16 protein-coding genes and 1 pseudogene are annotated in these 17,819 nt (G+C 70.7%); 1 reads left to right on the top strand and 16 read right to left on the bottom strand.

Features of this window, described 5'->3' with window-relative positions:
- Positions 1–4: 4 nt before the first annotated feature.
- From cmk to aroH, 3 genes are all read right to left on the bottom strand, one after another.
- Positions 5–721, bottom strand: coding sequence for a (d)CMP kinase (gene cmk / locus ACF08M_RS14325; RefSeq protein ID WP_392185551.1), 717 nt, complete (start codon positions 719–721; stop codon positions 5–7).
- A gap of 121 nt (positions 722–842) precedes the next feature.
- Entirely contained in the window at positions 843–1,928 is a 1,086-nt protein-coding gene (locus tag ACF08M_RS14320; protein WP_392185550.1) for a prephenate dehydrogenase, read from the bottom strand.
- Positions 1,925–2,287 carry a chorismate mutase gene (gene aroH, locus ACF08M_RS14315; RefSeq protein WP_392185549.1) on the bottom strand — a complete coding sequence of 121 codons (363 nt, stop codon included), beginning with the start codon at positions 2,285–2,287 and terminating at the stop codon, positions 1,925–1,927. The genes ACF08M_RS14320 and aroH overlap by 4 nt, the downstream gene beginning before the upstream one ends.
- A 334-nt stretch (positions 2,288–2,621) precedes the next feature.
- On the opposite strand from aroH, the gene ACF08M_RS14310 reads away from it, so the two are divergent.
- Positions 2,622–3,326 (top strand): DNA polymerase beta superfamily protein, encoded by a 705-nt coding sequence (locus tag ACF08M_RS14310; RefSeq protein ID WP_392185548.1) that lies wholly within the window; start codon positions 2,622–2,624, stop codon positions 3,324–3,326.
- Positions 3,327–3,339: 13 nt separating this feature from the next.
- Here ACF08M_RS14310 and ACF08M_RS14305 read toward each other — a convergent pair whose 3' ends face one another.
- The 13 genes and pseudogenes from ACF08M_RS14305 to ACF08M_RS14245 form a co-directional block, all read right to left on the bottom strand.
- Positions 3,340–4,152: a DNA polymerase beta superfamily protein gene (locus ACF08M_RS14305; RefSeq protein WP_392185547.1), complete on the bottom strand. Its 813-nt coding sequence runs from the start codon at positions 4,150–4,152 to the stop codon at positions 3,340–3,342.
- A 3-nt stretch (positions 4,153–4,155) separates the two neighbouring features.
- Complete coding sequence (locus ACF08M_RS14300) at positions 4,156–5,178, bottom strand: ADP-ribosylglycohydrolase family protein (RefSeq protein ID WP_392185546.1); 1,023 nt, start codon at positions 5,176–5,178, stop codon at positions 4,156–4,158.
- Positions 5,175–5,909 (bottom strand): NUDIX domain-containing protein, encoded by a 735-nt coding sequence (locus ACF08M_RS14295; protein ID WP_392185545.1) that lies wholly within the window; start codon positions 5,907–5,909, stop codon positions 5,175–5,177. The genes ACF08M_RS14300 and ACF08M_RS14295 overlap by 4 nt, the downstream gene beginning before the upstream one ends.
- A pseudogene (locus tag ACF08M_RS14290) lies at positions 5,906–6,133 on the bottom strand (transcriptional regulator); the annotation flags it as partial. The pseudogene ACF08M_RS14290 and the gene ACF08M_RS14295, both read right to left, overlap by 4 nt.
- Before the next feature lie 185 nt (positions 6,134–6,318).
- On the bottom strand, positions 6,319–7,422 hold the full coding sequence (locus tag ACF08M_RS14285; protein ID WP_392185544.1) for a pseudouridine synthase: 1,104 nt from the start codon (positions 7,420–7,422) through the stop codon (positions 6,319–6,321).
- Positions 7,422–8,069, bottom strand: coding sequence for an SMC-Scp complex subunit ScpB (scpB, locus tag ACF08M_RS14280; RefSeq protein WP_392185543.1), 648 nt, complete (start codon positions 8,067–8,069; stop codon positions 7,422–7,424). Before scpB ends, ACF08M_RS14285 begins: the two co-directional genes overlap by 1 nt.
- On the bottom strand, positions 8,066–9,097 hold the full coding sequence (locus ACF08M_RS14275; protein ID WP_392185542.1) for a segregation and condensation protein A: 1,032 nt from the start codon (positions 9,095–9,097) through the stop codon (positions 8,066–8,068). The genes scpB and ACF08M_RS14275 overlap by 4 nt, the downstream gene beginning before the upstream one ends.
- Positions 9,098–9,203: 106 nt before the next feature.
- On the bottom strand, positions 9,204–9,839 hold the full coding sequence (locus ACF08M_RS14270) for a hypothetical protein (RefSeq protein ID WP_392185731.1): 636 nt from the start codon (positions 9,837–9,839) through the stop codon (positions 9,204–9,206).
- The gene (locus ACF08M_RS14265) at positions 9,836–10,954 is read right to left on the bottom strand and encodes a ParA family protein (RefSeq protein ID WP_392185541.1); all 1,119 of its coding nucleotides are present in this window, start codon (positions 10,952–10,954) and stop codon (positions 9,836–9,838) included. Before ACF08M_RS14265 ends, ACF08M_RS14270 begins: the two co-directional genes overlap by 4 nt.
- 370 nt (positions 10,955–11,324) lie before the next feature.
- The gene (gene ald, locus ACF08M_RS14260; protein WP_392185730.1) at positions 11,325–12,440 is read right to left on the bottom strand and encodes an alanine dehydrogenase; all 1,116 of its coding nucleotides are present in this window, start codon (positions 12,438–12,440) and stop codon (positions 11,325–11,327) included.
- Between the two features lie 143 nt (positions 12,441–12,583).
- Positions 12,584–14,647 carry a tetratricopeptide repeat protein gene (locus tag ACF08M_RS14255; RefSeq protein ID WP_392185540.1) on the bottom strand — a complete coding sequence of 688 codons (2,064 nt, stop codon included), beginning with the start codon at positions 14,645–14,647 and terminating at the stop codon, positions 12,584–12,586.
- A 240-nt stretch (positions 14,648–14,887) separates the two neighbouring features.
- Complete coding sequence (locus ACF08M_RS14250) at positions 14,888–15,514, bottom strand: NUDIX domain-containing protein (RefSeq protein ID WP_392185539.1); 627 nt, start codon at positions 15,512–15,514, stop codon at positions 14,888–14,890.
- A gap of 89 nt (positions 15,515–15,603) precedes the next feature.
- Positions 15,604–17,289, bottom strand: coding sequence for a CTP synthase (locus ACF08M_RS14245; protein WP_392185538.1), 1,686 nt, complete (start codon positions 17,287–17,289; stop codon positions 15,604–15,606).
- Positions 17,290–17,819 lie beyond the last annotated feature (530 nt).

Here is a 17,819-nt window from a genome sequence, read left to right as displayed (position 1 = left end):
CGGGTCACTTCGCGGCCCGCTTCTCCTCGACGAGGGTGACGACGCACTCGATGACCTGCTGGAGGGTCAGCTCGGTGGTGTCCACCTCGACGGCGTCGTCCGCCTTGGCCAGCGGGGAGGTCTTGCGGCCGGAGTCGGCCGCGTCCCGCTTGATCAGCGCCTTCTTCGTGGCGGAGAGGTCGGAGCCCTTGATCTCCCCGCTGCGGCGGGCGGCACGCGCCTCCGGCGATGCGGTGAGGAAGATCTTCAGGTCGGCGTCGGGCAGCACCGTGGTGCCGATGTCACGGCCCTCGACCACTATGCCCTGGTCGGCCGCGGCGGCGATGGTGCGCTGCAACTCGGTGATCCGGGTACGCACCTCGGGGACCGCGCTGACGGCACTGACCTTGGAGGTGACCTCCTGGGTGCGGATCGGGCCCGAGGCATCCTCGCCGTCGACGGTGATCGTCGGCGCGGCCGGGTCCGTGCCGGAGACGATCAACGGCTTGGCGGCGGCGGTCGCCACCTCCATCGTGTCCTGGACGTCGATGCCGTTGTTCAGCATCCACCAGGTGATCGCCCGGTACTGGGCGCCGGTGTCCAGGTAGCTCAGGCCGAGCTGAGCGGCGACGGCCTTGGACGTGCTCGACTTGCCGGTGCCGGAGGGGCCGTCGATGGCGACGATCACTGCGGCCGGGGCCGTCCGGGCGGCGGCGCTTGCGGTTTCCACGGTGGTGGACACCTTCCTGGTTCACGGGGCGGGCGGGACGGGGGCGCGCGAACCCGCCCCGCACAAGGTTACCGAGTGCCGGAGCGGTCCTCTGCACCCCTGTGGACAACCTCCTCCCGGGGCCGCCCCGGGCCTACTGGCGTATCGACCAGCCCCGCTCGCGCAGCGCCGCGCTCAGTTCGGCGGCCGCGCTCGGTTCGACCATCAGCTGGACCAGGCCCGCCTGCTGCCCGGTGGCGTGCTCGATACGGACGTCCTCGACGTTGACCCCGGCCTGGCCCACGTCGGCGAAGATCTCGGCCAGTTCGCCCGGCCGGTCGCTGATGAGCACGGACACGATCTCGTACGAGGCGGGGGCCGTCCCGTGCTTGCCGGGCACCCGGACACGGCCCGCGTTGCCGCGGCGCAGTACGTCCTCGATGCCCTCGGTGCCTTCGCGGCGCTTGTCGTCGTCACCGGACTGCAGACCGCGCAGCGCCCGTACCGTCTCGTCCAGATCGGCGGCGACCCCGGCCAGTACGTCGGCGACCGGGCCCGGGTTGGCGGAGAGGATCTCCACCCACATCCGGGGGTCGGAGGCGGCGATCCGGGTGACGTCCCTGATGCCCTGGCCGCAGAGGCGTACGGCGGTCTCGTCGGCCTCCTCCAGCCGGGCGGCGACCATCGACGAGATCAGCTGCGGGGTGTGGGAGACCAGGGCGACGGCCCGGTCGTGGGCGTCGGCGTCCATGACGACCGGGACGGCGCGGCAGAGCGCGACCAGCTCCAGGGCGAGGTTGAGGACCTCGGTGTCGGTGTCACGGGTCGGGGTGAGGACCCAGGGGCGGCCCTCGAAGAGGTCCGCGGTGGCGGCGAGGGGGCCGGATCGCTCCTTGCCGGCCATCGGGTGCGTACCGATGTACGGGGTGAGGTCGACGCCGCGGGCCTCCAGCTCGCGGCGCGGGCCGCCTTTGACGCTGGCGACGTCGAGGTAGCCGCGGGCGACGCCGTCCCGCATGGCGGTGGCCAGCACCGGGGCGACATGGGCGGGCGGCACGGCGATGATCGCCAGGTCGACGCGGCCCTCGGGCACCTCGTCCGTACCGGCGCCGAGCGCGGCGGCGGTGCGGGCCGATTCCGGATCGTGGTCGACGAGGTGTACATGGATGCCGCGCCCGGCCAGAGCGAGGGCTGCGGAGGTGCCGACGAGGCCCGTTCCGATGACGAGGGCGGTTCTCACTGGGCGATGTCCTTGCGGAGAGCGGCGGTGGCGCCGAGGTACACGTGCGCGATCTCGGACTTGGGGAGGTACGTCTCGACGTGCGCGAGAATCCGCACCACGCGGGGCATGGCGCCCACGATGTCCAGTTCCTGGGCGCAGATCAGCGGTACGTCGACGATACCGATCCCGCGCGCCGCGGCGGCCGGGAAGTCGCTGTGCAGATCGGGGGTGGCCGTGAACCAGATGCTGATCAGGTCGTCCGCGACGAGGCTGTTGCGCTCCAGGACGGCGGTGAGCAGGGTGCCGACCTGTTCGCCCATGTGTCCGGCCTCGTCCTGTTCCAGTTGGACGGCTCCACGGACCGCTCGTACCGCCACGTCGTGCTCCTCGCCTCTTCGTACATGTCGCGCCTGCTGTCCGGCTGCGTGATCTCCCTGCTTGATCAGCCTAGAGGGGCGGGGCCGCGGGCGGCCGGAGTGCTCTCCCAGTGAGACGGGGCAGTGACGCCCACTTCACGGAGCGCGTCGGCCGGTGGGTTCCGTCCGGTGGCGAAGGCCCCCGCCATGGTTCTGCCTTTCCGGAAGGAATGATTTATCGACAATGCCGATCAGAACCCGGGCTTCTGCCACGTGAGCCGGGCGCCTCACGGCCGGGGCCGCGGCGCATGGAATCCCCGGTGCAACCCGTTTTCGCTCCCGTACCCTCGCCGGCATGATCACTCCTGATCCCGGGGCTCTCGTACGCGACCATACGGTCTACTCCTGCGTGATGGGCTCACGCGCCTTCGGGCTCGCCACGGAGGGGAGCGACACCGACCGGCGCGGCGTGTTCCTCGCGCCGACCCCGCTGTTCTGGCGGTTCGAGAAGCCGCCGACGCATGTGGAGGGCCCGGCACAGGAGCAGTTCTCGTGGGAGCTGGAACGCTTCTGCGAGCTGGCGCTGCGCGCCAACCCCAATGTGCTGGAGTGCCTGCACTCACCGCTGGTGGAGCACGTCGACGCCGTGGGCCGTGAACTCCTCTCCCTGCGCGGCGCGTTCCTGTCCCGGCTGGCCCACCGGACGTTCGTCCGCTACGCGTCGGGCCAGCGCGGGAAGCTGGAGGCGGACGTACGGCAGTACGGTGCGCCGCGCTGGAAGCACGCCATGCACCTGCTGCGGCTCCTGAGCAGTGGCCGGGACCTGCTGCGCACCGGCGAGCTCACGATCGAGGTGGGCGCGGCCCGGGAGGAGCTGCTGGCGGTGAAACGGGGCGAGGTGCCGTGGGAGGTCGTCGAACGCCGCATGAACCGCCTCGTCGAGGAGAACGACGAGGCGTCGAAGAACTCCCCGCTCCCCCCTGAGCCGGACCGGGCCCGGGTGGAGGACTTCCTGATCCGTACCCGCCGGGCATCCGCGCTGAGCACCGACCACGGGTGAACGGAACGGAGGGTCAGGCCCGTCCGGCGCCCGAGGGCCGGGACGTCCACCCCGCCAACCGCGCACGCACCACGAGATCGTGCAGCCCCTCGAAGCCGCCGGCCATTGCAGGCAGCGCCGATTCCGCCTGGGCCTCGTCCAGCACCCCGTGCAGCGCCTCGACGTCCCGGGACACCACCGCACCGGCCACATCCCCCGCTCCCCCGTGCTCCGCCTCGGCCTTCGCGTCGATCAGTTCGGGCAGATACGCGGGCGCCACCACCTCCCCGAGAAGGCTCGGCAGATGCGCCCGCACCTCACCGCTGCGCATCAGGTGGATCCCGGTGAGCAGCGCCCGGAACGTGTACAGCAGCGGCTTCAGTTCACCGGTCTTCCCGAAGAGCCGCCACTGGGTGTGGGCGAACCCCCGGTAGTGGTGGGCGTGGTTACGGGTGACCACACCCGGCGCCAGGTCCACCAGTTCCGCGTGCGGCTCGCTCGTGTGCACGACCAGCGGCGAGAGCAGCTGTTCCAGCACGTAGCCGTTCGGCTTCAGCATCAGCCGGACGAACTTCCGCAGGTCGTGCGTGACGAGATCCATCTCGACCCCGTCCCGGTCCCCTATCCGCGAGCGCGTCTCCTCGGCCTCGCGCGGACCCACGAGGTCCTCCGCGGGCAGGAGATGGACCCCCCGGAGGTCCACGTCCGAGTCCTTGGAGGGGAACCCGTACAAATGCGCCCCGGAGACCGTGGCGAACAGCAGCGGATGGCGTTCTTCGGCGAGGACCGGGCCGAGGTCCATGACCGGCAGCCCGGCCGCGGCGAGGTGCTTGGTGTCCGTACGCATGGGTCAAGAATCCCAGAGCGCCCCCAACGCCAGCAGATCGCTCCGGTACTCGATCCGCTCCGACCACTCCTTGGGCCAGGCCGCCGCCCCCAGGTGTGCCCCGACGAGCGCACCGGTCAGGCAGCCGAGGGAGTCCGAGTCGCCCCGGGTGCAGGCGGCCCGGCGCAGCGCGGTGACGGGTTCCTCGGGGAAGAGCAGGAAGCAGTGGAGGGCCGTGGCCAGGGACTCCTCGGCGATCCAGCCGTCACCGGTCGCCTCGCAGGGGTCGGTCTCCGGGGACGGGTCGCGCAGTGCGTCCTGGACGCGGGCCAGGGCTGCGAGGCATTCGTCCCAGCCGCGCTGGATGTACTGCTCCGGCGAGGAATCGCCCGCGTACCGCCACAGGTCGCCGAGCCAGCGCGTGAGGTAGCGTCCGCTGTTCTCGTACGCGTAGCTGCGCAGCTGCCCGATCAGGCCCGTCGGCTCCGCGCCCTGCGCCAGCAGGTACACCGCGCGGGCCATCAGGTCGGACGCGGCGAGCGCGGTCGGGTGTCCGTGGGTGAGGGCGGCCTGCAACTGGGCGGAGCCGGAGCGCTGTTCCTCGCTCAGGCCCGGAACGAGCCCGACCGGCGCGACCCGCATGGTGGCGCCGCAGCCCTTCGAGCCGGTCTGGCCGGCCTCCTGCCAGAGCCGGTCGCTGTCGAGCAGGCGGCAGGCGGTCATGCAGGTGCGGCCGGGGGCGCGGTTGTTGTCGGGCGAGTGGTACCAGTCGACGAACTCCTCGCGCACCGGGCGGACCAGCCGCAGCGGGGTGAGCAGCCCGCGGTCCATGGCGGTGCGGATGCCCCGCCCCAGGGCCAGCGTCATCTGGGTGTCGTCGCTGACGATCGCCGGCTTCGGCAGCCGCATCTGCCGCCACGGCCCGCACTTGGCGAGGATCGACGGAACGTTGTTGAACTCGGTCGGGAAGCCCAGTGCGTCGCCGAGCGCGAGCCCGGTCAGTGCGCCGGTGGCGGCCTGTTTGGTGATGGTCCTGGTCACGATCACGTGGTTCTTCCTTCCGGTCTCAGGAGTGGAGGGTGCAGGGCGGTAGCGGCACCCGCCCGGTAGAGAGCGGCCGGCTTTCCCCGTCCGCCGGTGCGGCGCGGTGGTCCCTCCACGGCCTGGACGAAGCCGGGTGTGGTGAGGACCTTGCGCCGGAAGTTGGGCCGGTCCAGCTCGACGCCCCAGACCGTCTCGTACACCTGCTGGAGTTCCCCCAGGGTGAATTCGGGCGGGCAGAAGGCGGTGGCCAGGCAGCTGTATTCGAGTTTGGCCCCGACACGGTCGTGGGCGTCGGCGAGGATGCGGTCGTGGTCGAAGGCGAGCGGGCCGAGGGCTTCGGCGTCCCACCACCGGGCGTTGGCGGCATCACCGCCGCCGCGGGGTTCGGGAAGGTCGGGGACGAGTGCGGCGTAGGCGACGGAGACGACCCGCATCCTCGGGTCGCGGTCCGGTTCGCTGTAGGTGCGCAGCTGTTCCAGGTGGAAGGCGGAAACGGTGCCCTCGGTCAGGCCGGTCTCCTCGGCGAGCTCCCGGCGGGCGGCGGACTCGGCGGACTCGCGGGGCCGGACGAAGCCGCCGGGCAGGGCCCAGTGGCCCTTGTAGGGGTCCTCGCCCCGTTCGACGAGCAGGACGTTCAGCCGGGTGTCGCGGACCGTGAAGACGGCGAGGTCGACGGTGACCGCGAAGGGTTCGAAGGCGTACGGGTCGTAGCCCGCGGGGGCACCGGTGCTCATCGGTGCCCCGGCAGAGGCGCGGCGAAGTTCCAGCCGGCGGCGAGCAGGGTTTCGACGGCGGCGACCGCGGTGTCCAGGCGTTCTTGGTGGGTTCCGGTGAGTTCGATGAACCTCCTTCCGGTACGGGTGAGTTCGGCCCGGAATCGGTCGGTCATCCAGGGCCGCAGCTCCTCGCCGTCGCGCAGCCCGTCGTCCTCGAAGGCGACGCCCTCGTGGTCGGTGACCGGGGTGTCGAGGATCGTCACCAGGGGTTGCTGCAGGGGATCGAGGACATCCGCGAGACTCACTCCCGCCTCCTTAATAGTCATTCTGACTATAAAGGAGGAGCCGTGACAGCAAAAGGCCCGCGGCCGACTCCTGTTCGAAAATCGAAAGCAGGAATCGGCCGCGGGCCGTGGAGCGGACGTTCTTACAGACCGACCTCGCGCATCAGCATGCCGACCTCGGTGTTGGTGAGGCGGCGCAGCCAGCCGGACTTCTGGTCGCCCAGCGGAATCGGCCCGAAGGACGTCCGTACCAGCCGCTCGACCGGGAAGCCGGCCTCGGCCAGCATCCGGCGGACGATGTGCTTGCGGCCCTCGTGGAGGGTCACCTCGACCAGGTAGTTCTTGCCGGTGTTCTCGACGACCCGGAAGTGGTCGGCGCGGGCGTAGCCGTCCTCCAGCTGGATGCCGTCCTTGAGCCGCTTGCCCAGATCACGCGGGAGCGGTCCCTGGATGGCAGCGAGGTAGGTCTTCTTCACCCCGTACTTGGGGTGGGTCAGACGGTGGGCCAGCTCACCGTGGTTGGTGAGCATGATGATGCCCTCGGTCTCGGTGTCCAGCCGGCCGACGTGGAAGAGCCGCGTCTCACGGTTGGTGACGTAGTCGCCGAGGCACTGGCGGCCGTCCGGGTCCTCCATGGAGGAGACGACACCGGCGGGCTTGTTCAGCGCGAAGAAGAGGTACGACTGGGCGGCCACGGTCAGACCGTCGACCTTGATCTCGTCCTTGTGCACATCGACGCGCATGCCCTGCTCGACGACGATCTTGCCGTTGACCTCGACGCGGGCCTGCTCGATCAGTTCCTCGCACGCGCGGCGCGATCCCATGCCGGCCCGGGCGAGGACCTTCTGCAGCCGCTCGCCCTCCTGCTCGGCGCCCGGGAAGGTCTTGGGCGTCCTGATGTCGGGCTTGCCCGCGTACCTGTCCCGGTTGCGCTGCTCGATCTTGGCGTCGAGCTCGCGCGGACGGGACGGGGCGCCCTGGCGACGCGGGCCACCGCTCCGGCCACCGGACTGCGCGGGCTTCGGGCCGCCCTTGGCGCCGCCGCGGGCCGCCGCGCCGCGCCCCTTGCGGGGTCCTTCGCCGCTCTTCTCTCCGGTGGAGCCCACGTCGTAGCGGCGCTCCTCGGGCCGGGGCCGACCGGGCCGCTGCTCCTGCTTGCCGCCGCGTCCGGCGCCGGCACCCCGGGGATTCCGGTTGCCGCCGCTCCTGTCGCTGCCGCTTCCGCTGTTCCTGCCACTGCTTCGCATCAAAATTCCGTCTTGTCGTCTGCGTGAGTATCCGGGGTGTCCGGTGCGTCCGGATCGAACGACGGCACACCCTCTGGCGTCTCAGCCTCGATCGCGTCCGCCTCGGGGAGGAAGGGCGCGAGCTCCGGGAGCTCATCCAGGCCACGCAGGCCCATCCGCTCCAGAAAGTAATTCGTCGTCCTGTACAGGATCGCACCTGTTTCGGGTTCCGCGCCCGCTTCCTCGACGAGGCCCCGCTGGAGCAGGGTCCGCATGACCCCGTCACAGTTCACTCCGCGGACCGCGGAGACCCGGGACCGGCTGACCGGCTGGCGGTACGCGACCACGGCGAGGGTCTCCAGGGCCGCCTGTGTGAGACGGGCCTGCTGGCCGTCCAGGACGAAGCCCTCGACGGCCGCCGCGTACTCGGGGCGGGTGTAGAAGCGCCAGCCGCCCGCGACCAGCCGCAGATCGAAGCCCCTGCGTTGCACGGTGTACTCATCGGCGAGTTCGCGCAACGCATCCGCGACGGCTCTGCGGGGCCGCTCCAGCACCTTGGCGAGGTGCTCCTCGGTGGCGGGTTCGTCGACAACCATGAGGACGGCCTCCAGAGCGGGCTTGAGATCAAGGTCCGCGACGGTGGAGCCGGTGGTGTCCTGCTGACTCATGCCTTCACATCCTCCTGGACGTCCCGCGCCCCGGTCACCTCGGAGTCGAACTCGTCCGTCACGACGGGCTCGGCCCCCTCTGCCCCGGCCCAGCGCACCAGAAGCTCCCCGAGGGCCTCGTCCTGATCGAGCGCGACGGCCTTCTCACGGTAGAGCTCCAGCAGCGCGAGGAACCTGGCGACGACGGTGAGGGTGTCCCGGGCGTCCTCGGTGAGCACCCGGAAGTTCGTCTCCCCCGCCTCCCGCAGTCGCGCCACCACGATCCCGGCCTGTTCCCGCACACTGACCAGCGGTGCGTGGATGTGGTCGACGTACAACTGCGGCTCGGGCTTCGGCTGCATCGCCTTCGCGGCCAGCCCGGCGAACCGCGCGGCCCCGATGCGGATGACGACCTCGGGCAGCAGCTCGGCGTGGTGCGGCTCCAGCCCCACGGTCCGCGGGAAGCGCCGCCCCTCCGACTCCAGCCGGTCGCTGAAGATCTCGGCGATGCGCTTGTACGCGCGGTACTGGAGCAGCCGGGCGAAGAGCAGGTCCCGGGCTTCGAGCAGCGCCAGGTCCGCCTCGTCCTCCACCTCGGCGGCGGGCAGCAGCCGGGCGGCCTTCAGATCGAGCAGGGTCGCGGCGACGACGAGGAACTCGGTGGCCTGGTCCAGGTCCCAGTCCGGCCCCATCGCGCGGATGTGCGCCATGAATTCGTCGGTGACCTTGGACAGTGCGACTTCGGTCACATCCAGCTTGTGCCGGGAGATGAGCTGCAGGAGCAGATCGAAGGGCCCCTCGAAGTTCGCCAGCCGTACGGTGAACCGCCCGTCGTCGGCCGGCTCGGGAGGCGGTACGGGGGAAACCGGCACGGCAGGCGCATCGGCCGCCGCATCGGCCACCGCCGGGGCCGGGGGCGCCTCCCCGGTTCCGGGGAGCGGCGGGGCGGCGGCTGCACCGCCCCCGACGCCCGACGGCACGGCCCGGCCGCCCGGGCCGCGGCCCAAAGGGCGTCGAGGGGTACGAGCGGGCTCGTCGGTCGTCGGCATGAGGGTCCAGGGGCAGCGGGATACGGGCAACGGCCGGGTGGCCCGTACGGAGGGGCCGGACCGCCGGGCCGGCGGCGGCGCTCCGGGCAGGTTAGGGCCTGTCCGGTCAGCGACCGCGCAGCCGCCGCACGAGAATGCTCGCGTCGCCCCTCGACTCCAGGTCCGCGAGAACCACCGCCACCGCCTCGCGGACGATCCGCCCGCGGTCGACCGCGAGCCCGTGCTCTCCGCGCAGCACCAGCCGGGCGTGTTCGAGGTCCATCAGTTCCTCGGCCGAGACATAGACGGTGATCTTCTCGTCGTGCCGCTCCCGGCCGCTGGGCCGCCGGTTCGCCCCGCGCCCGCTTCCGCGCCTGCGCTGCTGCTGAACGGCGGCGGCGGGAGCCGCATCCTGAGCGGGCGACTGAGCGGGCGCCTGCGTGGACGGCTGTGCAGAGGGCTGTGCGGGCGGCACGGACTGCTGGGGCCTGCGCCCCGGCTGCCCCGCCACCGCGCCCCGGCCGCCGTCACCGCCGCGGCTGCGCGACTCCCCCGCGTCGGTGTCCGCCGCGGAGTGCTCCTCCCGCGTGGCGGTCTCCGCCGCGCCCGCCGCGGCCCCATCGGTCCCGGCATCGCTCTCGCCGGCCGGTCCGGGCACCCGGGCCTCGCCGTTCGCCTTGCGCCGCCGGTCGCCGGGGGACGATGCCTGCAGCCCCATCCCCCCGGTGGTACGGAACAGTTCGTCGGCCCCGGGCAGACTCACTCGGCGTGACACCGGGCGAGCACCTCCCTGGCGAGCTGGCGATAGGCGGCGGCACCGACCGAGTTGGAGGCGTACGTGGTGATGGGTTCACCGGCGACCGTGGTCTCCGGGAAGCGCACGGTGCGCCCGATGACCGTGTGGTAGACGTGATCGTCGAATGCCTCGACGACGCGCGCGAGGACCTCGCGACTGTGCACCGTACGGGAGTCGTACATGGTGGCGAGGATGCCGTCGAGCTCCAGATCCGGGTTGAGCCGCTCCTGGACCTTCTCGATGGTCTCGGTGAGCAGCGCCACACCTCGCAGCGCGAAGAACTCGCACTCGAGCGGCACTATGACCTTGTGGGCCGCCGTCAGGGCGTTCACGGTGAGCAGACCCAGCGAGGGCTGGCAGTCGATCACGATGTAGTCGTAGTCGGCCAGCAGCGGCTTCAGGGCGCGCTGCAGCGTGGACTCCCGGGCCACCTCACTCACCAGCTGCACCTCGGCAGCCGACAGGTCGATGTTGCTGGGCAGCAGGTCCATGTTCGGGACCGCGGTCTTCAGCAGGACCTCGTCGGCCGACATGCCCCGCTCCATGAGCAGGTTGTAGACCGTGAGGTCGAGCTCCATCGGGTTGACGCCGAGTCCGACCGACAGTGCTCCCTGCGGGTCGAAGTCGACGAGCAGGACGCGGCGCCCGTACTCCGCGAGCGCGGCACCCAGGTTGATGGTCGACGTGGTCTTGCCCACGCCGCCCTTCTGGTTGCACATCGCGATGATCTTCGCGGGGCCGTGATCGGTCAGCGGGCCCGGGATCGGGAAGTAGGGCAGGGGCCGACCGGTCGGGCCGACCCGCTCGCGGCGCTGGCGGGCAGCGTCGGGCGCGAGGGTGGCCGCGTACTCCGGGTCGGGCTCGTACTCGGCGTCGGGGTCGTAGAAGTGCCCCTGGGGCACCTCGTCGAAGTCGGCGAAGTGGGCGGAATCTCGGCCACTCTCGTTGCCGGCCATGGCGTTCACGTGTAGGCCGTCCATCATCTGGGGGGCTGTCGTCATGTGCTGGTTGGTGGCGAAGGTGCGGACAGCGACGGAGCCGACAGCCTCCAGCTCGTTCGGGCTCTGGCCCCGTGCAGGCATCCCTGGTTGAACACCCCTGGGAGTAATTGTCGACTCATTCACAAGTCGTCTTACCTCCTTGGACGTGACCAGGAAACTTTATCGATAGGTCAGCGTGGCACCATGCCGACGATTGGCGACTCTATGGCGTGTCACCGGTCCGCAGCAACACAATCCGCCGGACCCGGCCCGATGTGTCGGCAATCGAACACCTCCCTGTCAAGGGCACGCAGCCACCTGGGCACACTTTTAACGGGTGCACGAATCGGCTGAAGAGTTACGTTCAAGACGAGTTGAACGAAGATCCGGCGGGGGCCCGACACGAGTCCGGCCGGACCTTGCTCGGCAAGGTCCGGCCGGACTCGTCAGGTTGACGGGAAGTGTTGACCCGTCAGCCGAGGAGCGAGCTGAGCTCGACGTGCTCCAGACCGTGCGACTCGGCCACCTGACGGTAAACGACCTGCCCGTCATGGGTGTTGAGACCCTTGGCGAGTGCCGCGTCACGACGCAGAGCCTCGACCCAGCCGCGGTTGGCGAGCTCCAGGATGTACGGCAGCGTGGCGTTGGTGAGGGCGTACGTGGAGGTGTTCGGCACCGCGCCCGGCATGTTCGCGACACAGTAGAAGACCGAGTTGTGGACCTTGAAGGTCGGCTCGGCGTGCGTCGTCGGGTGCGAGTCCTCGAAGCAACCGCCCTGGTCGATTGCAATGTCGACAAGTATACTTCCGGGCTTCATCTTGGCGACGAGCTCATTGGTGACCAGCTTCGGGGCCTTCGCACCGGGGATGAGCACGGCACCGACGACGAGGTCGGCCTCGATGACGGCCTTCTCCAGCTCGAAGGCGTTGGAGACGACCGTCTTCACCTTGGTGCCGAAGACCTTGTCGGCCTCGCGCAGCTTGTTGATGTCCTTGTCGAGCAGCGTGACATGGAAGCCCAGACCGACGGCGATCTGCGTGGCGTTCCAGCCGGAGACGCCGCCACCGATGACGACGGCCTCGGCGGGCGCGGTGCCCGGGACGCCGCCCGGCAGCACGCCGCGACCGCCGACCGAGCGCATCAGGTGGTAGGCGCCGACCTGCGGGGCCAGCCGGCCCGCGACCTCGGACATCGGGGCGAGCAGCGGCAGCGCGCGGTTCGCGGTCTCGACCGTCTCGTACGCGATGGCCGTGGTGCCCGACTCCAGCAGCGCGTCCGTGCACTCACGGGAGGCGGCGAGGTGCAGATAGGTGAAGAGCGTCTGGTCCTTGCGCAGACGGTGGTACTCCTCGGCGACCGGTTCCTTGACCTTGAGCAGCAGGTCGGCGGTGGCCCAGACCTCGTCGGCGGTGGGGAGGATCTGCGCCCCGGCGGCGACGTACTCCTCGTCCGTGATGGAGGAGCCGGCTCCGGCGTTCTCCTCGACGACGACCTGGTGGCCGTGGCGTACGAGCTCGTTCACACCGGCGGGCGTGATCGCCACGCGGAACTCGTTGTTCTTGACTTCGCGGGGGATGCCGACCTTCACGTCGATCACGGTCCTTGACTCAGAGGGTTACCCGGACATAGCTACACATACCCGGATAGACACTGCGTAAATGGAGACACCGCGAACTGACGCGGTAGAGCCATTCTAATGAAGGGCTTCGCGCTGTCTAGCCTTACAAAGCATTAATTTTCTGTCACCGCACTACGGATTTCGCAGGCCGGACTCTCCTCGCCCAGCAATCTGTCGGCCAGACCCCGGTGCAGCCGGGCCGCAGCCGGGTCGCCGAGCCGGTCGAGCGTGTCGGCCAGCCGCAGCTCCAGCGCCGCCTGCAGCCGTACGTCCCGGGCCCTCCTGGCCCACTCGACGGCCTGCTGGCAGGTGTGCAGCGACTCGCGCGGCCGCCCCGCGTACTCCTGCACCCGCGCCGCCTCGCTCAGCGCCCGCGCCTGCGCCGGTACGTCGCCGAGCCTGCGGTACCCGGCTGCGGCGGCCCGCCAGTTCCGCAGCGCCTCGCCGTACCGCCCCGCATAGGTATGGACGGCGCCGAGCCGCCCGTACAGCCGCGCCTCGTCGGCCCGCTCGCCCTGGGTGAGCCGCTGCGCCAGCGCCCGGCCGTACCAGTCGGAGGCCCGCTGGAAGTCCCCCAGCTCGGCATATGCGCCGCCTACGGATTCCATCGCGCGGCCGATGGCGTACGGGTCCTTCGCCGCCCGCCCGGCGTCCAGCGCGGACCGGTAGCGGATCAGCGCCTCCCGCGTGCGGCCGGTCCTCGCGTCGAGGTCGGCGAGGTTGAGCAGCGCGGCGGCCCGCTCGCGCGGCAGGTCGCGCCGCTCCGCGACGGCCAGGACCAGACCGTGCAGTCCGTACAGCTCGGGCGCGGCGGCCTCGGTGCCCTGATGTACGGCCAGCGCCCGCACCAACGCGGCCACCAACCGCCTTGCCAGCGTGTCCAGTTCACCGTCCTCGACGGCGACCTGGGCCGACGCCAGCAGGGCGGGCCGGTGGGTCCGCAGCCATGCGGCGGCCGCGTCGGGGCCGGGGAAACGCAGCGAGCGCGGCAGCCCGGCGAGCTTGCGGCGGGCCGCGGAACCCTCGGGGTCGGTGACCGCCCGGCAGGAGTGCAGCAGCCGTACGGTCCGCTCCAGCATCCGGGCCCTGGCGAGCTGGATCTCCGCCGGCCGGTCCGTGGCCTCCAGAAGCGCCCGCAGCAGCGGGGCGAGGCAGCCGGGCACCTCGTACTGCGGCTCATCCGCCCCATTGCTGCGCAGCAGCCCCAGGGCCACGAAGTCGTCGAGGGTCGTCCGGGCTGCCGAGACGGAGCAGCCGGCCAGCGCGGAGGCGGTGTGGGCGTCGGCGAGTCCGGCGGGAGCCAGGGCGAGCAGGCGCAGTATCCGGGCGGCGGTCGCCGGCAGGGAGTCGTGGACCAGCCGGAAGGCGCGGGCCAGCGGGCGGACACCGTCGGACTGTTCCGTTTCCTCCGGCAGCCCGCGCAGCTGCTTGGTGACATCGGCGACCGAGGCCATGGGCCGGGCGGCGAGCCAGCCGCCGACCATCACCAGCGCGGCCGGCAGCCCGCCGCACTCCTCGGCGAGGGTCTCCGCGGTCCGCGGGTCGACGGTGATCCTGACCTGGCCGATGATGCGGGCGAGCAGCCGGACGGCGGAGCCCGCGTCCAGGCCGCCGAGGGTGCAGGGGCGCACGTCCGGGATCCCGGTCAGCGGGCCCCCGGAGGTGGCGACGACCAGGCAGTCAGGATTGTCCGGCAGCAGCGGGTCGACCTGTTCCGCGTCCACGGCGTCGTCGAGGAGCAGCAGGACGCGGCGCCCGGCGAGCGCCTCACGGACCAGCTCGGAGAGTTCGTCCCCGTCCGCGCCGGGCGGCCCCGTCACGCCCAGCTGGTCGAGCAGCTCCCGGGCGGTGCGTTCGGTGGGGACCGGCGCGCCGCCGGGGTCGGTGAGCCGGGCCCTCAGCAGTCCGTCCGCGTAGTCGTCGGTGGAGAGCAGCCGGCGGGTGAGTTCGCCGGCGAGCGCGGTGCGTCCGGAGCCGGGGCGTCCGGCGATCAGCAGGACCCGGGCGCGGGCCGCCTTGCGGCCGGCCATGGTGTCCAGTCCGGCGCGCTCGATGTCGGCTCGCAGCGCTTTCAACTCACGTTCGCGGCCGAAGAATTGGGGTGGTGCGGCGCCGGAGGGCTCCTCGGTTCCCGCCGCCTTGGCCGGGCCGCTGGTGTCCACCGCCTGATCCGTCACGGGCCACGCTCCACTTCGCTGCACGCGTTGCCCGCCGGGACTCCGGTCAGGGCATTCCGAGCGTAGTTCAGGCGTGTGGGCGAATTCCGTGGAGCGGGGCGCAGAGGTCCCCCGATCGGATGAGCATCTTTTCTGATCGGAGGGCGTCAGTGAACCGTTCGGCGGCCTCCGTTCGGCGGCCTCCGTGGGCCGCCGAACGGCGGACGGCCCTCACGAACCGTCGGGCCGTGACAGGAATGGTCAGGCATCGAACGGGCGGGCCGGCCACGGCGCCTCGGCCGGCCGCAGCGAGTCGATTCCGTCACCGGCGAGCACCGCCGCGAGCGAGAGAACACCCACCACAAGGCAGTTGTTGTGCAGATCCCCGGCCAGCACGCCCCGCACCAGCTCCTGGAGCGGCACCCGGGCCAGCTCCATGTCGGCCTCCTCCTCAAAGACCTCGAAGCGCTCCCCGTCAGCCTCGGAGAGATGCCTGGCCAGGAAGATCCGTACGGCCTCGTCGCAGCCGCCCGGTGTGGTGTAGACGTCGGTGAGCACCCGCCAGTCCTCGGCCTTGGCGTACGCCTCCTCGTAGAGCTCGCGCTGGGCGGCGCGCAGCGGGTTCTCACCGGGGACGTCGAGCAGTCCGGCAGGGATCTCCCAGAGCTTGTGGCGCACCGGGTGGCGGTACTGCCGCAGCACGAGGACCCGGTTCTCCTCGTCGAGCGCGAGCACGGCGACCGAGCCCGGGTGGACCTGGTAGTCGCGGCGTACGACCGTGCCGTCGGGCATCACCACTTCATCGGTGCGGACGCTGGTCTTGTTGCCGGTGAAGGGCGTCTCGGTCGCGGTGACCTGCCACTCCTCGGGCGTGTCCTGGAAACCCATCTACGTCCTCCCACATGAAACAGAAACCGGGGCACACATCCTCGGCGGATCCGTACCCCGGTCAACGTTAATGCCTGTGCACCGCCGGACTACTTGCCCGGCGCGGCGCCCTGCCCGGCACCGGCGCCGACGCCCGTCTTGCGCGCGACGGCCGCCTTCACGAGGCCCGCGAAGAGCGGGTGCGGGCGGGTCGGGCGGGAGCGGAGCTCCGGGTGCGCCTGGGTGGCGACCAGGTAGGGGTGGATCTCGCGCGGGTACTCGACGTACTCGACGAGCTTGTTGTCCGGGGAGGTGCCGGAGAAGACCAGACCGGCCTTCTTCTCCAGCTCGGCGCGGTAGGCGTTGTTGACCTCGTAGCGGTGGCGGTGGCGCTCCTCCACGTACGGCTGGTCCTCGTACGCCTCACGGACCAGCGAGCCCTCGGCGAGCTTCGCCGGGTACAGGCCGAGCCGCATGGTGCCGCCCAGGTCGCCCGCGCCCTCGACGTACGCGAGCTGCTCCTCCATCGTCGAGATGACGGGGTGCGCGGTGGCGGCGTCGAACTCGGTGGAGTTGGCGTCGGGGATCTCGGCCAGGTTGCGCGCGGCCTCGATCACGATGCACTGGAGACCGAGGCAGAGGCCGAGCAGCGGCACCTTGTTCTCACGGGCGTACTGGATGGCGCCGATCTTGCCGTTGACACCGCGGTCGCCGAAGCCGCCGGGGACGCAGATCGCGTCGACGTCGGAGAGCTGCCTGGCGGCACCGGCCGGGGTCTTGCAGTCGTCGGACGCGACCCACTTGACCTTGACCCTGGCCTTGTTGGCGAAGCCGCCGGCCCGGATGGCCTCGGTGACCGAGAGGTAGGCGTCGGGCAGGTCGATGTACTTGCCGACGAGCGCGACGACGACCTCGTGGTCGGGATTGTGGACGCGGTCCAGCAGGTCGTCCCAGGTGGTCCAGTCGACATCGCGGAACGGCAGGTCGAGCTTGCGCACGACGTAGGCGTCCAGGCCCTCGGTGTGCAGCACCTTGGGGATGTCGTAGATCGACTTGGCGTCCACGCAGGCCACCACGGCGGCCTCGTCGACGTCGCACATCAGCGAGATCTTGCGCTTGATGGCGGTCGGTACGTCACGGTCGGCGCGCAGCACGATGGCGTCCGGCTGGATACCGATATTGCGCAGCGCGGCGACCGAGTGCTGGGTCGGCTTGGTCTTGAGCTCGCCGGACGGGCCGATGTAGGGCAGCAGCGAGATGTGCACGACGAAGACGTTGTCCCGGCCGACCTCGTGGCGGACCTGGCGGACGGTCTCCAGGAACGGCAGCGACTCGATGTCGCCGACCGTGCCGCCGACCTCGGTGATGACGACGTCGACGTCGTCGGTGGCCATGCGGCGGATGCGGTGCTTGATCTCGTTGGTGATGTGCGGGATGACCTGCACGGTGTCACCGAGGTACTCGCCGCGCCGCTCCTTGGCGATCACCTGCGAGTAGACCTGGCCGGTGGTGACGTTGGCGGAACCGTCGAGGTCGACGTCGAGGAAGCGCTCGTAGTGGCCGATGTCCAGGTCGGTCTCGGCGCCGTCGTTGGTGACGAACACCTCACCGTGCTGGAAGGGGTTCATCGTGCCCGGGTCGACGTTCAGGTACGGGTCGAGCTTCTGCATCGTGACCCGAAGGCCGCGCGCCTTGAGCAGGGCACCGAGGCTGGAGGCAGTCAGACCCTTGCCGAGCGATGAGGCGACACCCCCGGTGACGAAGATGTGCTTGGTCGTCGTGGATGTGGGCTGCATAGCCAAAGGGGGCTCCCGTGGTCGCGATCGTGAGGTGCGTGCCGGCGCTGCCGTCCGGAGACTCCGGAGACGCCGTCACTGCGGTTCGGGGGCCTCGTCTGCTGTTGCGGACGACCACCGGTCCACGGGCTACCAGGGTATCAGCGACAAAGGGGGCCTGCTTCCGGCCACACACTGCACAGACTTTCGGCCACATGCTGCACATTCACGACACACGATCGCCGCAGGCCCCTCACACCGCACCCGTTCGGCTCCGGCGCGGTGATGAGCGTTGATGAGACCGTCGCGCAGATCATTCCGGTGCGTCGTATCCTGCACGGACACTCGCTCCGGGCGAGGTACCGAGTTCGCGGGTTCCCCCACAACAACACCTCGCGACCCCCTCTTGACCAGCAGTAATGCCCTATGGGGCGACATGGCCGTTCGACTGGAGATGCACGTGGCCGGGCGCATCGAGGATTACGCACTCATCGGAGACATGCAGACCGCCGCCCTGGTCTGCCGGGACGGCACAGTGGACTGGCTGTGCC

The sequence above is a fragment of the Streptomyces sp. NPDC015032 genome (genome assembly GCF_043080425.1).
Classification (GTDB): Bacteria; Actinomycetota; Actinomycetes; order Streptomycetales; family Streptomycetaceae; genus Streptomyces.
The sequence above is the reverse complement of the archived record's forward strand: the minus strand, read 5'-3'. Positions and strand labels throughout refer to the sequence as shown.